This is a genomic window from Flavobacterium gelatinilyticum, assembly GCF_027111295.1.
GTDB classification, from domain to species: Bacteria; Bacteroidota; Bacteroidia; order Flavobacteriales; family Flavobacteriaceae; genus Flavobacterium; species Flavobacterium gelatinilyticum.
Window position 1 is genome coordinate 5,422,742 of sequence record NZ_CP114287.1, and the last position, 14,742, is coordinate 5,437,483.

Below are 14,742 nucleotides of genomic sequence, written 5' to 3' on the forward strand. Positions count from 1 at the left end.
TTTTTTGAAGTAGTTGAGGAGGAGTTTGGCAAAACGCCGGACTCCTTTCTTAACTAAAAAATAAATTGATTGTAATGCGTAAAATTGTATTCATTTTAGTGTTGGTTTCCTGTGCTTTACGTGCACAGCAATTCCGTGTAGATACTTCATACACTGTAAAAAGCACCTATACTAAACTGATTAAAAAATACCCGTTTATAACCATTCCGGTTTTAGACAAAAACAAGAATGTTACTGCGGTGCAAGACGTTCCTTATTTCTCAGAAAAAGAAAGAACACTGCATTTGGATGCATTTGTAAATAATAAGCAAAAGAAAAATCCGGCTGTAGTAATGATTCACGGCGGCGGATGGCGTTCTGGAAATAAAAACCAGATGAATGCTATGGCAGAAGCGATAGTGGCAAGCGGCTATTCCTGTTTTACAATTGAGTACAGATTATCGCTGGAAGCAAAATATCCTTACGGAGTTATTGATGTTAAAAATGCCATTAAGTACATAAAAGATAATGCGGGAAAATTCAAAGTAGATCCGGACAAAATTGCGGTTTTAGGCTGTTCTTCGGGCGGGCAGATGGCAGCTTTGATTGGTACAACAAATGAAAATCCTGCTTTTGAGGATCCTTCTTATAAAAGTAAATCATCTTCAAAAGTACACGCCATTATCAATGTCGACGGCGTTTTGGCTTTCAGACATCCGGAATCTTCAGAAGGAGAAATGGCATCGTTTTGGCTGGGAGGTTCTTACGAAGAAAAAACAGAGAACTGGAAGAATGCTTCGGCTTTGCACAATACCGGTAAAAATACACCTCCGATACTGTTTATAAACAGTAGTATAGACCGGTTTCATGCCGGAAGAGACGATATGATAAAAATTTTAAATCAGTACAATATTTACAATGAAGTTCATACCTTAGAAAACTCGCCTCATTCTTTTTGGTTCTTTGAGCCGTGGTTTGGTCAAACCGTTGCTTTTACAACCCATTTTTTAGACAAGACATTCAAATAATACAATACAATGAAAACAAAAATCAAAATCGCAGCCTTATTTTTAATTGGTGTTACAGCAGTAAATGCTCAAAAATACGATATCAAAACGGCTAAAACGTACGCTGAGATTTCAGCAAAAACAGACGGACACTGGGAAGGAAGAAAATACAAAGGCGGAACCGTTTTTAAGAACGTAGACCGTTTAAAACTGGCTCCGGAGCACACAGACCATTCTTTTGATATTCGTTACGAAGGACCGGGCTGGGAAAACAACAGGATAGGCTATCGTTTGTATCTGGACTGGAGAAATGCCATCGATATTTTTGGTAAAAAAACCTCAGAAAATATTCTGCCAATTGTAGGACAGGACGGTTTTGATTCTTACCACGAAATGAGTGACTGGGGAGCAGATATTCTGAAAGCCGGAAAAGGAATCGGAATTGGTTCTATTGACCGTTATTTAAACAACGAAAAACTGCATTTTCGCGAAGTAGATTCAACTATTGCGGCGGTTGTAAATAAAACAAACAAATCAGGCGTAAAAGTAAATTATTACGGATGGAAAACGGCTTCGGATAAAATTGATTTCACATCGACTTTAACCATTAAGCCGGATCAGCTTTATACAAAACACACCATTCAGGCTTCAAAAGAAATAAAAGGAATTTGTACCGGAATCGTAAAACAAAAAAATACCGAACTGCTTAAAAAAGAAAGCAAAAACAAAAAATGGGCATATCTGGCTACTTACGGAGTACAATCGCTGGTACCGGATAAATTAGGAATGGCTATTTTTTATGAAGTAAACTCAATCGAAAACATTGCCGATACTAATTTAGATTATTTATTAGTATTTAAACCTACAACAAAAGCGGTTTCATTTTATCTTTTAGGAGCTTGGGAACAAGAGAAAAACGGAATTAAATCGCAGGAAGAATTTGTGAAATATTTAGACGCACAATTGGAAATTCTGAACAAAAAAGGAAAAATGTAATGTATTCTAAACACATAGAAACATAGATTTAGTTTCGCCCTCAGTATTACAAACAAAGCCGGCTTTCTACACAGCGTATCTATGTTTGTTAATGTAAGTGAAACGCCTCTTGGATTAGTTTGAAACTATGTTTCTATGTGTTTAAAATATGCAGCAAATCAAAAAACGTTTGCAGTGAAAAAAATAAAAGTAATGTTGAGATCTGTTTCCCATACTATGAATTACGCAAAAAAAGCTATCCTGTTTTTTCTGTTTTTAAGTAGTTTGGCTTCGGCACAAAACACTGAAAAAATCGTAATTCCGGTTAATGCAAAGTGGTCAGAGAAAGCGGCATCAACGATTTTAAATAAATATCCCAAAGCCTGGCAGATCGATGGAACAGAGAAACCAAAATGGGATTATAAAATGAGTCTGGTCTTGTTTGCATTTGAAAAATTATATCAAAAAACAAAAGATAAAAAGTACCTGAATTACATAAAAGAATATGCAGACGAACTGATAGACAGTAATGGAAATATTCTAAAATACGACATCAAGGAATACAATATCGACTATGTAAATCCGGGGAAACTGCTGTTTAATTTATATGAGATAACAAAAGACAACCGCTATAAAAATGTAATTGAACAATTAAGAAAACAAATTGAAACACAGCCCAGAACAGCAAGCGGCGGTTTTTGGCACAAACAGATTTATCCGGACCAAATGTGGATTGACGGCTTATATATGGCAGAACCATTCTATGCACAATACACGGTAAAATATGAAAAGGGAAAAAATCTTGATGATATTGCCAGACAGTTTGAATTGGTTCATGATCATATAATGGATAAGAAAACCGGGCTGCCGTATCATGCCTGGGACGAGAGTAAAAAAATAGGCTGGGCCAATCCAGAAACGGGAACATCACCCACAATCTGGAGCAGAGGAATTGGCTGGTATATGATGGCATTAGTTGAAACCTTGGATTATTTTCCTAAAAATCATCCAAAACAAAAAGAACTGGCGGCATTTTTGAATGAAATTTCAAAAAATCTCATTAAAGCACAAAGCTCTTCAGGATTATGGTATCAGGTGGCTGATAAACCGGAACTGGAGGGGAATTATTTAGAGGCGTCTGGTTCGGCAATGATTATTTATGCTTTGGCAAAAGGAGCAGACAAAGGATATCTGGCTTCATCATACAAGAAAACAGCTCAGGAATCTTTTGATGCATATATAAAAGAATTTGTAAAAACAAATGATAAGAATGAAATACTAATAACAAATGTTTCATCAAATGTAGGTTTAGGCGGTACTCCATTTCGTGACGGAACCAATGCCTATTATGCAAAAAGCAAAACAAAGGACAATAGTTCGCCTGCATTAGCAGCATTTTTACTAAGTGCAGCAGAACTGAATAAATAAAAACGGTTAAAGTATGAGAAAGAGCTTCTATTTTAGTTTTATCGCAATTGTATGGTTGATTACGATTGTTTTTTCATGTAATGAAATGAAAGCACAATCGCAGTCGTCCCATACTATTTCCGATAATCTGAAATGGTCAGAACGAATGGCACTTTCCATCATAAAACGCGCACCGCAGGCCTGGCAGGCAGACAATAATGAAAAACCAAAATGGGATTACAAACTAGGTCTTTTGATGACTTCTTTTGAAAAGCTCTATCACGAAACAAACAATCCTGTTTATGGCTATTATATCAAAGCCTATGGCGAAACAGTGATCGATCCTTCGGGACAAATCATGAATTACAAGCTCGAAGATTACAATATCGATTATATAAATCCCGGAAAATTTCTTTTTGATTTGTATAAAAGAACAAATGACCAAAGGTATTTAACAGCAATACAAACCCTGAGAAAACAGTTAGAAACGCATCCACGTACAAAATCCGGCGGTTTTTGGCACAAGAAAATTTATCCGTATCAAATGTGGCTGGACGGCTTGTATATGGGAACACCCTTTTATGCGCGTTACACAGCAGAATTTGATAGCGGAAAAGATTTTGATGATATTGCCAGACAATTTGAACAGATTCATCTGCACACACTTGACAAAAAAACAGGACTGCTTTTTCATGCATGGGATGAAAGTAAACTGATGCCCTGGGCGAATAAAGAGACCGGAACCTCACCTAATTTTTGGTCACGCTCTATAGGCTGGTACATGATGGCGCTGGTAGATGTACTGGATTATATGCCGAAAAATCATCCAAAGAGAAAAGAATTAATTAGGTTTTTAAACGATATTTCAAAAGCCGCTGCAAAATATCAGGATCCATCAGGATTATGGTATCAGGTAACCAATGCCGGAAATAAAGAAGGAAATTATCTCGAAGCTTCCGGTTCTGAAATGTTTGTATACGCTTATGCGAAAGGCGTAAACAAAGGATATCTGCCATCCGGTTATAAAAAACTCGCAGAAAAAGGATTTGATGCCATCACGAAAAAACTCATTACAGTTGATGCAGATGGTGAAATTCACATTACACAAGTCTGTGCCAGTGCAGGATTAGGCGGTAATCCGTATCGCGATGGTTCGTATGAATATTACATCAGAGAAAAAATAAAAACAGACAACTCACATGGATTAGGGCCGTTTATTTTGGCCGCAATCGAATTAAAAAAATAGTAGAATTTAATATAATCAAAAAATGAAAAGTAGAAGGAAACAAAGTTTTATGTCGGTCTTATTAGTTTGTGTACTGGCTTTATCAGGAGGTAAAGCTGTGGCACAGGAATCGGCAAAAAAAGAAATCGTGATTTCTAAAAACATGAAATGGTCAGATAAAATGGCCTTAACATTAATGAAACGTCATACAGAATCGTATATGCTTGATGATGCTAAAAAACCAAAATGGGATTATGTTCACGCCCTGGTTCTGCATTCGATAGAAGAATTGAACAAAAAAAATCCTGATCCCAGATACAAAGCTTATATAAGAGGTTATGTAGATGAGCTGGTACAGGAAGACGGTTCGATAAAAACATACGAAATAGACAAATACAATATTGATCTTGTAGTTCCCGGACGTCTTTTATTTGCAATTTACGACGAAACAAAACAGGACAAGTACTTAAAAGCACTTCAGTTAATTCGTAAACAATTAACCGAACAGCCTCGTACACCAAGCGGCGGATTCTGGCACAAACAAATTTATCCAAACCAGATGTGGCTGGATGGTTTGTACATGGGAGAGCCTTTCTATGCAGAATATACTCTTAGATATGAAAACGGAAAAAGTTTCGATGATATCGCGAAACAATTCGAATTGATTCAGCTTCATGCAACAGATCCAAAAACAGGATTATTGTATCATGGATGGGATGAAAGTAAACAAATGCCATGGGCTAATAAAGAAACAGGAAACTCACCAAACTTCTGGTCAAGAGCTTTAGGCTGGTATGCAATGGCATTGGTTGATGTTTTGGATTATTTCCCAAAAGACCATCCAAAACAAAAAGAACTAGTAAAGTACCTGAACAATGTTTCTGAAGCCTTGGTAAAATATCAGGATAAATCAGGATTGTGGTATCAGGTTACAGATAAAGGCGGCGAGAAAGGAAATTACTTAGAAGCGTCAGGTTCTGCGATGTTCTCGTATGCTTTTGCAAAAGGAGCAAACAAAGGATATCTGCCTGCAAAATATAAAAAAGCAGCCAACAAAGCTTTTGACGGACTGACTAAAGTCTTAATTAAAAAAGTGGACGAAGATGGCGGAATTACCTTAACAAACTGCTGCCAGGTTGCCGGTTTAGGAGGAAATCCTTATCGTGACGGCTCATATGAGTATTATGTAAACGAAAGAAAAAAAGACAACGATCCAAAAGCGACTGGACCTTTTATTTTAGCCGCTTTAGAATTGAACCGATAGTTATAAGAAACCCGGCAGGTTTTGAAACCCGGCCGGGTTTTCATCAAAAAAATAAGTGCCAAAATGAAAAATATAAAAATCATTCTCTTTATACTTTCTGTTTTTTCAATTCAGAAAACTGCTGCACAAGCCTGGACACCGGACAATGGCGACGGAACCTATACAAATCCTATTATTCATGCCGATTACTCAGATCCTGATGTGGTAAGGGTTGGAGACGATTTTTATATGACGGCATCTTCTTTTAACTGCAGTCCGGGACTTCCTGTTTTGCATTCTAAAGATCTCGTAAACTGGAAAATTATAAGCTATGCTTTAATTAAACAGCCTCCATTTGAAACTTACGATAAAGTACAGCACGGAAACGGTGTCTGGGCGCCTTGTATTACTTTTCATAATAACGAATTTTATATTTACTATCCTGATCCTGATTTTGGAATTTATATGATAAAATCTAAAAAGGCCGAAGGTCCGTGGTCAGAACCTGTTTTGGTTAAAGCAGGAAAAGGATTAATAGATCCGAGTCCGCTTTGGGATGACGACGGAAAAGCCTATCTGACACACGCATTTGCAGGAAGCAGGGCACAAATTAAAAGCTTACTGGTAGTCTGCAGTATGAATCCTGAAGGAACAATTGCTAATAATGATGAGGTAATGGTTATCGACGGGCATGAAAGCGAAGGCACAATCGAAGGTCCAAAATTCTACAAAAGAAACAATTACTATTACATTTTTGCTCCTGCAGGAGGAGTTCCTACAGGCTGGCAGACCATTTTAAGATCTAAAAACGTTTGGGGACCTTATGAAAAGAAAAAAGTGTTAGAACAGGGATCAACCAAAATAAACGGTCCGCATCAGGGCGCATGGGTGCAGACTCAGACCGGAGAAGACTGGTTTATTCATTTTCAGGATAAAGGAGCTTACGGACGAATCGTGCATTTACAGCCTATGAAATGGGAAAAAGACTGGCCGGTTATGGGACAGGATTTTGATAAAAACGGAATAGGAGAGCCTGTAACGACATTCAAAAAACCAAATGTTGGTAAAAAATATCCAATAGAAAACCCTGCCGCTACAGATGAATTTAACGAACCAAAATTAGGACTGCAATGGCAGTGGCAGGCCAATTCGCAGGTAAATTGGGGATTTCCAACAAGTCTTGGATATCTGAATTTATTCTGTCTGCCGACTATTTCTGACAGTAAAAAGATTTTTGAAGCCCCGAATTTACTTTTACAGAAATTCCCGGCAGAAGAGTTTACCGTAACAACAAAAATGACTTTCAACACCAGATTAAACGGAGAAAGCACCGGACTAATTATTATGGGATTAGATTACAGCTATTTGTGCTTTAAAAATGAAAACGGAAAGCTGTATTTAAACCAGAAAACCGGAACTTTTAATAAAACAGTTTCAGAAACAGAAACAAAACCAATTCTGATTTCAAACAATACCATTTATCTAAAAGTGAAAGTGAAAAAAGGCGGTATATGTAGTTTCTTTTATAGTCTGGACGACAAAAATTATCAGCCTGTAGGGAATGATTTCACAGCCGTAGAAGGAAAATGGATTGGTGCCAAAGTGGGACTTTTTGCTTTAAGTCAAAAAATCACAAACGATTCAGGAAACGCTGCAGTTGACTGGTTTAGAGTAACGAAGTAGGTTAGAAGTTAAGCTAAATGCAAAGATTTTTTGCATTAAGTAGATTACAGTTATGATTGCGCAGCGCATAACACATAACTTTCAAAAAAAAATAATATGATTCGATTAAAATATACAGTTTTACTTTTTGTAATGTTGTTTAACGCCGGACTTCAGGCGCAAAACACCTATAAAAGATGGTCTGACATTATTCGTAAAAACGATGCATCCTGGTTTGGCTCAGATCAGGCCAAAAAAATAGCCGAAAATGTTTTATTGTATCAAAGAGATATTGGCGGCTGGCCCAAAAATATTCAGATGCAGAACGAATTGACAGCTTCGGAGAAAAAAAGTCTTTTAAAACTGAAAAAAAATGCGGTAGAAACTACTACAGACAATGGAGCAACTACTCAGGAAATGCTTTTTATGTCCAGAATGTATGCGCAGGTAAAAGATGAACGTTACAAAGAATCGTTTTTAAAAGGATTAGATTACCTGCTTAAAGCACAATATGCTAACGGAGGATGGCCTCAGTTTTACCCCTTAAAAAAAGGCTATTACAGCCATATTACTTATAATGATGATTCGATGGCAAGAATCTTAGAAGTACTGAAAGAAATTAGTGAAGAAACCAATTATTACAGCATCAAACCATCAAAAGAAATTACATTAAAATCAAAAACAGCTTTTGATAAAGGAATCGACTGTATCTTAAAAACACAATACAAGCAAAACGGAGTTTTAACGGTTTGGTGTGCCCAGCATGACGAAGTAACCCTGCAGCCGGCAAAAGCACGTGCTTACGAACTTCCGTCACTCAGCGGAAAAGAATCAGCAGGAATTGTACTCCTTTTGATGTCTATAGATAAACCTTCGCCGGAAATTGTTACAGCAGTGAAAGCAGCACACGCGTGGTTCGAAAAAACAAAGATTACCAATATCAAAGAAGAACCGGTTTTAAATAGTAAAGGAGAAAAAATTGACAAGAAAATAGTTGCAGGACAAAATACAGATCCCGTTTGGGCAAGGTTTATGGAACTGGATACGAACGAACCTTTTTTCTCAGACCGTGACGGAATCAAAAAGAAATCACTAAACGATATTGGCCCCGAACGCAGAAACGGTTACGCCTGGTACACCAATGATCCCGCAGAAGTATTGAAAAAATATTCGGCATGGGCAGTCAAAAACGGTACAAGAGTTTCAGAAAAAGACAAAAAAAATATCACTTATATAACCGTAGCACAAGACGGTTCCGGAGATTTTACAAAAATTCAGGACGCTGTTTACGCATCTCCTGCCTTCCCTTATGAAAAAGTAACCATTTTTGTAAAAAAAGGAACATACAATGAAAAAGTCCGAATCCCTGAATGGAACACCAATATCATTTTATTGGGAGAAAACAAAGAAAACACCATCATAACCTATGATGATAATTTTTCTAAAATAAGTTTAGGCCGAAACAGTACCTTTTATACCTATACCGTTTTGGTAGAAGGAGATGATTTTACAGCGTCTAATTTAACCATAAAAAATGCATCCGGCGATCGCGGACAAGGCATTGCGCTATCTGTAGTTTCAAATCGCGCCAAAATAACAAACTGCATACTTTCAGGACATCAGGATACTTTATATTTATCAGGAACAAATACCAGACAATATTTCAAAGACTGTTACATCGAAGGCACAACCGATTTTATTTTTGGAGGTGCAACCGCCTTATTCGAAAATTGTGAAATTCACAGTATAAAAAGCTCCTATATAACTGCCGCTTCAACGCCTGAAGGAACTGCATTTGGTTTCGTTTTTAAAAACTGCAGGCTGACAGCAGAACCGGAAGCCAGCGCAGTTTATCTGGGCAGACCGTGGCGTATTTATGCTAAAACAGCATTTATTAACTGCGAAATGGGAAAACAAATCAAACCCGAAGGCTGGGAAAACTGGTCAAAACCCGAAGCCGAAAAAAAAGCCCTTTATGCAGAATTCAATAATAAAGGAGAGGGATTTAATCCTTCAAAAAGAGTATCGTGGTCACATCAGCTTACAAAATCTGAAGCTGATAAATATTCTATAGAAAATATTCTAAAAGATACGGTTCTCAATTGGTACTCAAAATAAAATCAGATCTCAAATGCCGTAAACTATGAACCTAAAATATCTTATCTTTCTATTATCCTTTACAGCTTTTGCTCAGAATCCTGGATTTCCAGATACTAAAGTAGATTCTATTGTAAAGAGAATCCAGCTTCCGGTATTTCCGTCCTTTCAGATCAATGTACTGAAATTAGGAGCAAAAGGAGATTCCCTAACCAACAACAAAGCAGCATTTGACAAAGCAATGGCATTGTGCAAAAAAAACAATGGCGGTACTATTATAGTTCCAAAAGGAACGTATAAAATAAACGGACCCATTCATTTTGTAAGCAATGTAAACCTTAAAATTGAAAAAGGCGCCAAAATCAAATTCAGCGATAATCCAAAAGACTATCTTCCAATGGTTTTGACAAGCTGGGAAGGAACCATGCTGTACAACTACAGTCCGTTGATTTACGCCTATGAATGTAAAAATATTGCCATTACAGGCGAAGGCACGATCGATGGAGAAGGAGGAAAAATATGGAAAAGCTTCAAAGCAAAAGAAGGTCCCGGCAAAAACCTGAGCCGTGATATGAATCATAACAGTGCACCTTTACAAGACCGAAAATTTGGAGAAGGCCATTTTCTGCGTCCGCAGATGATTCAGTTTTTTAACTGCAGGAATATTTTAGTAGAAAATATCCGCATCGAAAATTCACCGTTCTGGTGTCTCCACCTTCTTAAATCAGAAAGTATTACCATACGCGGGATCAGCTACAAATCATTAAATCACAACAACGACGGAATCGATCCGGAATATGCAAAAGATGTTTTAATCGAAAACGTAAACTTCGATAACGGAGACGATAATGTAGCGATAAAAGCAGGAAGAGATCACGAAGGAAGAGCAAATACTGCTTCGCCAAGCGAAAATATTGTAATCCGAAATTGTAATTTCAGAGGACTGCACGGTGTCGTAATTGGCAGTGAAATGTCTGCAGGAGTTCAGAATATTTTTGTAGAAAACTGCAAAACAAACGGATATTTAAAAAGAGGAATTTATTTAAAGACTAACGCAGACCGAGGCGGCTTTATTAAAAACGTTTACGTTCGAAATATACAATTAGATCAGGTAGAAGACTGTTTGTATATAACAGCCAATTACCACGGAGAAGGAAAAGGATATCAGTCTGATATACATAATATACATTTTTCGAATATCAGCTGCAATAAAGCATCAGAATCCGGAATCGTAATTCAGGGATTTGCAGATAAAAAAATCAAAAACATTACCCTGAATAACATCGAAATAAAAGAAGCAAAAAACGCTCTCTCTAACGAAAATGCCGAAAATGTACTCATGACAGATGTTTTTATAGGAAAGAAAGCCACAGTTCCATCAGCAGCAAAATGATTTTCTGAGATACAAAGTGACAAAGGTTCCCAGTAGAGATGTACCGCAGTGCGTCTTCTTAAAGACGTAAAAAGAAATTATAACTATTAAGGTATAAAAATCACATTAAAAAAATCTTTGCATCCCGATAGCTGTTGGGATTGCGAAACCTTAGCGCTCTTTGCTATAAAAAACATAACCAAAAATGAAAAAATACATTTTACTCTTCACCCTGATAACATTAAACTGTTTCGCCCAGAAAACGACACTGTATTGTATAGGCGATTCGACAATGGCGAATAAAAAAGATCCCGACAAAAATCCCGAGCATGGCTGGGCACAGGTATTGCAGCCCTTTTTTAAAGATGATATTATAGTTGTAAACAAGGCGGTGAACGGCAGGAGTACAAAAAGCTTCATCAATGAAAAACGCTGGGATTCAATTTATAATAAGCTGAAAAAAGGAGATTATGTATTTATAGAATTTGGGCATAACGATCAAAAAATAGAAGATTCAGCACGTTATACAAATCCGCATACTGCTTACAGATACAACTTAATTAAATTTGTAAACGAAAGCAGAGAAAAAGGAGCAGTGCCTGTTTTACTGACTTCTATTGCCAGACGCAATTTTAACGAAAAAGGAGTTTTGGTTTCAACACACGGAGATTATACACTCGAAACCCGTTTAACCGCCCAGGAATATAAAGTGCCTTTTATAGACTTAGAATATTATACTGAATTATTAGAACAATCCTACGGACCCGAAAATTCAAAACAGCTGCACCTTCATTTTAAAGCAGGCGAAAACCCCTATTACGATAAAGACAAAGCAGATGACACTCATTTATCGCTTAAAGGGGCACAGGAAATTGCAGAGATTGTAATAAAAGAACTTAAAAAGAGTAATGACCCTTTGCTGCAAAAAATCAAAAAATCAATAAAATAATCAGCATCCTGACATACCAGATAGATTAAGTTTTAAATCCTGCTTTGTGAGCAGGATTTTTTGATTTGAGAAAAAAGTATTATTCCGGATTTTTTTCTGAAATTTTTTGATTTAAAGTTTTTCGGTCGATTTTTAAAATTTGTGCGGCTTTTGTTTTGTTGTTTCCAACAGATGAAAGCACCTTTATAATTAAATCCTTTTCATATTCTTTTAAAGATTTTAATTCTTTTGCTTTTGCCTGAATTTGATATTTTAATTTATGAGGTACATTTTGTAAATGGATTATGCCGTCACTCATAATAATTAAATGCTGTATTACATTTTCGAGTTCCCTGATATTTCCCGGCCATGAATAACGATACAACAGTTCGAGTACTTTTGGGTCGACTGTAATATTGGGTTTGTCAAATTCTGATGCATACTTTTTTATAAAATGATCAACAAGTGGCAGAATATCTTCTTTTCGCTCGCGAAGCGGACTGGTTTTTATATTTATTACATTTATACGATAATAAAGATCTTCTCTAAAATCGCCCTTTTCTACCATTTGCTGTAAGTCATTATTAGTTGCTGAGATTATACGTACTTTTATTTTCTGCGGGACTGCTGAGCCAAGGGGAGTAATTTCTTTTTCTTGTAATACACGTAAAAGTTTGGATTGAACTGCCTGTGGAGCATTGCCGATTTCATCCAGAAAAATAGTACCTCCGGCCGCTTTTTGAAACAGTCCGGTTCTATTTTCATTAGCACCTGTAAAAGCTCCTTTTACATAACCAAATAATTCAGATTCGATTAAGTTTTCGGGTATTCCGCCGCAGTTTACAGCAATAAACGGCATTTTGGCCAGTGCACCTTCGTAATGAATGGCACGGGCGATAAGCTCTTTTCCTGTACCGCTTTCGCCTTCGATTAAAACATTGACATTGTTGTCTTTTACGCGCTTTATTATATTGATTAAATCTTTAAAATGCTGCGATTTGCCGTTTATTTCACCAAAACGATTTCGTTCTGACGTGAAAATAGAATCTGATAACTGAAGTTTGTTTTTGGACTTTAATAATGACTCTTTAATTTTTTTATGAAGTTCCTCTGTTGTAAAAGGTTTGGTTATATAATCCAAGGCACCTGATTTTAGAGAATTTACCGCATTTTCGATAGAAGGAAGACCGGTCATAACTAATTTAGATATCGACGGAAAATGCTCTTCGGTGTATCTAAGAAGCTCTATACCATCTATTTCAGGCATGCTTAAATCTGTAATCAGCAAATCAATTGTATTCGTTTTTAAAAATTCAATCGCTTCCGCAGCCGAAGATGCTTTATAAGTATGGTATTGTAGATTTTTTACACTGCGATGAACCAAATCGAGCATTTCATAATTATCATCGACAATTAGAAGCTTTTCTTTTACTGAACTCATATCGTATTAGTTTAAGGGCAGTTTTATTGAAAAAATAGTTCCGGAAGGAAAATTATCTGTAATGTCTATTTGACCATGATGGTTTTTAATAATCTCCTGCACTGTGCTTAAGCCCAGGCCGTTTCCTGTATTGATTTCTTTTGTTGTAAAAAACGGCTCAAATATTTTTTGTTTAATTTGGGCTGGAATTCCGTGTCCATGATCTTCAATTGTTATTAAAAGGTTTTCGGAATCCTGATCGATAATGGTTTTTATGATGCTTTTTTTAGAAGAAGCATGCAGGGCGTTTATAATTAAATTGCAAAACAACTGTATAATCTGAACAGAGTCAACCCTGGCTTTAATAGTATCACTTTTAAAAATCAGTTCGTTTTTAATTTCTGCTTTCTGAAAATTTTGTTTTAAAAATGAAAAAGCAAAAGATACAATAGGCTTTACTTCCTGAAGCTGTATACTGCTTGGGCTTTCTCTGGAAAAAAACAATATTTTTTTTAAAATTTCCCTTGTAAATAATACCGAATCTATAATTGCGGTAATATCAGAATCTATTTCAGGATCTGTATTGCGGTCTTTTATTAATTCGGCATATCCTAAAATGTTTGCCAGCGGATTATTGACTTCATGGGCGATTGAGGCAGTCACCTTGCCCAGAATAGATAAACGATCGATATGTTCGATTGTTTTTTTCAAAGCAGCCTTCTTTTTTAAAATATCAAACTTTTCTAAATAGTTCTCAATTTCTGAAGCCATAGTATCAAGTAGTTTTTGCTCATCGGGAAGAAATGGGTTATGAGCATACTTGCTTTGCGGGTAATGTACTTTTATAAAGCCGGAATTGGATTCCGGAATTTTTATAGTACTTATTTGAAAAATACTTTTTTCCGGAATTTCAGAAGTGGATAAATTGTAATCTGAAATCTGAATTTCGACAACGGCATCATCAGCATACTTCCATGCTTTTTTGATATTGGAAATAATTTTTTTCAGTACTTTTTTTTCTATAGAAATGGATTGTGATATTATTTTTGAAATTTCAAAAATACACGTTAGTTCTTTAATTTTTTCTTTTAGCTTTTCTTCGGTGGATTCAAATTTCATTTGTAAGAAATACTTTGTTTTTATTTGATTTTTTCGCAAAAGTACATAAATAATTGAGGATAAAATCTTAAATAATATTTAATTTAACTATTTGAAAACAAATTAAATAGCAGTTTTTTTATCTGTCTTATTTTATTGTTTTTATAACTTATAAAGGCAATTTTTACTTTGTATTAGTTGTATAAGGTGATTTTTTAAAATTAGATTTTAGTTGCTTGGCAGAAAAAAAATAAGTGTCGTATTCTGATAATATTTTGACTTTAACGGTAGTATTGAGGAAATGCGTTTAAAGTAATTTTGTCCGGAAA

At 36.0% G+C, this 14,742-nt stretch carries 11 protein-coding genes; 9 read left to right on the forward strand and 2 right to left on the reverse strand.

The window, feature by feature from the left end:
• Window positions 1–74 precede the first annotated feature (74 nt).
• The 9 genes from OZP11_RS23440 to OZP11_RS23480 all read left to right on the forward strand — a co-directional run bounded on the left by OZP11_RS23440 (window position 75) and on the right by OZP11_RS23480 (window position 11,916).
• Window positions 75–1,007: an alpha/beta hydrolase gene (locus OZP11_RS23440; RefSeq protein WP_281232906.1), complete on the forward strand. Its 933-nt coding sequence runs from the start codon at window positions 75–77 to the stop codon at window positions 1,005–1,007.
• A 9-nt stretch (window positions 1,008–1,016) separates the two neighbouring features.
• Window positions 1,017–1,982: a DUF4861 family protein gene (locus tag OZP11_RS23445; protein WP_281232907.1), complete on the forward strand. Its 966-nt coding sequence runs from the start codon at window positions 1,017–1,019 to the stop codon at window positions 1,980–1,982.
• Between the two features lie 174 nt (window positions 1,983–2,156).
• Window positions 2,157–3,389: a glycoside hydrolase family 88/105 protein gene (locus OZP11_RS23450; RefSeq protein ID WP_281232908.1), complete on the forward strand. Its 1,233-nt coding sequence runs from the start codon at window positions 2,157–2,159 to the stop codon at window positions 3,387–3,389.
• A gap of 13 nt (window positions 3,390–3,402) precedes the next feature.
• On the forward strand, window positions 3,403–4,614 hold the full coding sequence (locus OZP11_RS23455) for a glycoside hydrolase family 88/105 protein (RefSeq protein ID WP_281232909.1): 1,212 nt from the start codon (window positions 3,403–3,405) through the stop codon (window positions 4,612–4,614).
• Between the two features lie 22 nt (window positions 4,615–4,636).
• Window positions 4,637–5,857: a glycoside hydrolase family 88/105 protein gene (locus tag OZP11_RS23460; protein WP_281232910.1), complete on the forward strand. Its 1,221-nt coding sequence runs from the start codon at window positions 4,637–4,639 to the stop codon at window positions 5,855–5,857.
• Window positions 5,858–5,920: 63 nt separating this feature from the next.
• A complete protein-coding gene (locus tag OZP11_RS23465) occupies window positions 5,921–7,519 on the forward strand; it encodes a glycoside hydrolase family 43 protein (RefSeq protein WP_281232911.1) in 1,599 nt (532 codons plus the stop codon).
• Between the two features lie 96 nt (window positions 7,520–7,615).
• Complete coding sequence (gene pelA, locus OZP11_RS23470; RefSeq protein WP_281232912.1) at window positions 7,616–9,616, forward strand: pectate lyase; 2,001 nt, start codon at window positions 7,616–7,618, stop codon at window positions 9,614–9,616.
• A 25-nt stretch (window positions 9,617–9,641) separates the two neighbouring features.
• A complete protein-coding gene (locus tag OZP11_RS23475; protein ID WP_281232913.1) occupies window positions 9,642–10,988 on the forward strand; it encodes a glycoside hydrolase family 28 protein in 1,347 nt (448 codons plus the stop codon).
• Window positions 10,989–11,172: 184 nt separating this feature from the next.
• Window positions 11,173–11,916 (forward strand): rhamnogalacturonan acetylesterase, encoded by a 744-nt coding sequence (locus tag OZP11_RS23480; RefSeq protein ID WP_281232914.1) that lies wholly within the window; start codon window positions 11,173–11,175, stop codon window positions 11,914–11,916.
• A gap of 79 nt (window positions 11,917–11,995) precedes the next feature.
• Here OZP11_RS23480 and OZP11_RS23485 read toward each other — a convergent pair whose 3' ends face one another.
• Window positions 11,996–13,336, reverse strand: a complete 1,341-nt coding sequence (locus tag OZP11_RS23485) for a sigma-54-dependent transcriptional regulator (protein WP_281232915.1) — start codon at window positions 13,334–13,336, stop codon at window positions 11,996–11,998.
• A 6-nt stretch (window positions 13,337–13,342) separates the two neighbouring features.
• Complete coding sequence (locus tag OZP11_RS23490; protein WP_281232916.1) at window positions 13,343–14,434, reverse strand: sensor histidine kinase; 1,092 nt, start codon at window positions 14,432–14,434, stop codon at window positions 13,343–13,345.
• Window positions 14,435–14,742 lie beyond the last annotated feature (308 nt).

Coding starts and splice junctions, on each gene's coding strand:
- OZP11_RS23455 (WP_281232909.1), top strand. CDS start 3,403: ATGAGAAAGAGCTTCTATTTTAGTTTTATCGCAATTGTATGGTTGATT.
- OZP11_RS23485 (WP_281232915.1), bottom strand. CDS start 13,336: ATGAGTTCAGTAAAAGAAAAGCTTCTAATTGTCGATGATAATTATGAA.
- OZP11_RS23440 (WP_281232906.1), top strand. CDS start 75: ATGCGTAAAATTGTATTCATTTTAGTGTTGGTTTCCTGTGCTTTACGT.
- OZP11_RS23465 (WP_281232911.1), top strand. CDS start 5,921: ATGAAAAATATAAAAATCATTCTCTTTATACTTTCTGTTTTTTCAATT.
- OZP11_RS23445 (WP_281232907.1), top strand. CDS start 1,017: ATGAAAACAAAAATCAAAATCGCAGCCTTATTTTTAATTGGTGTTACA.
- OZP11_RS23460 (WP_281232910.1), top strand. CDS start 4,637: ATGAAAAGTAGAAGGAAACAAAGTTTTATGTCGGTCTTATTAGTTTGT.
- OZP11_RS23475 (WP_281232913.1), top strand. CDS start 9,642: ATGAACCTAAAATATCTTATCTTTCTATTATCCTTTACAGCTTTTGCT.
- OZP11_RS23480 (WP_281232914.1), top strand. CDS start 11,173: ATGAAAAAATACATTTTACTCTTCACCCTGATAACATTAAACTGTTTC.
- pelA (WP_281232912.1), top strand. CDS start 7,616: ATGATTCGATTAAAATATACAGTTTTACTTTTTGTAATGTTGTTTAAC.
- OZP11_RS23490 (WP_281232916.1), bottom strand. CDS start 14,434: ATGAAATTTGAATCCACCGAAGAAAAGCTAAAAGAAAAAATTAAAGAA.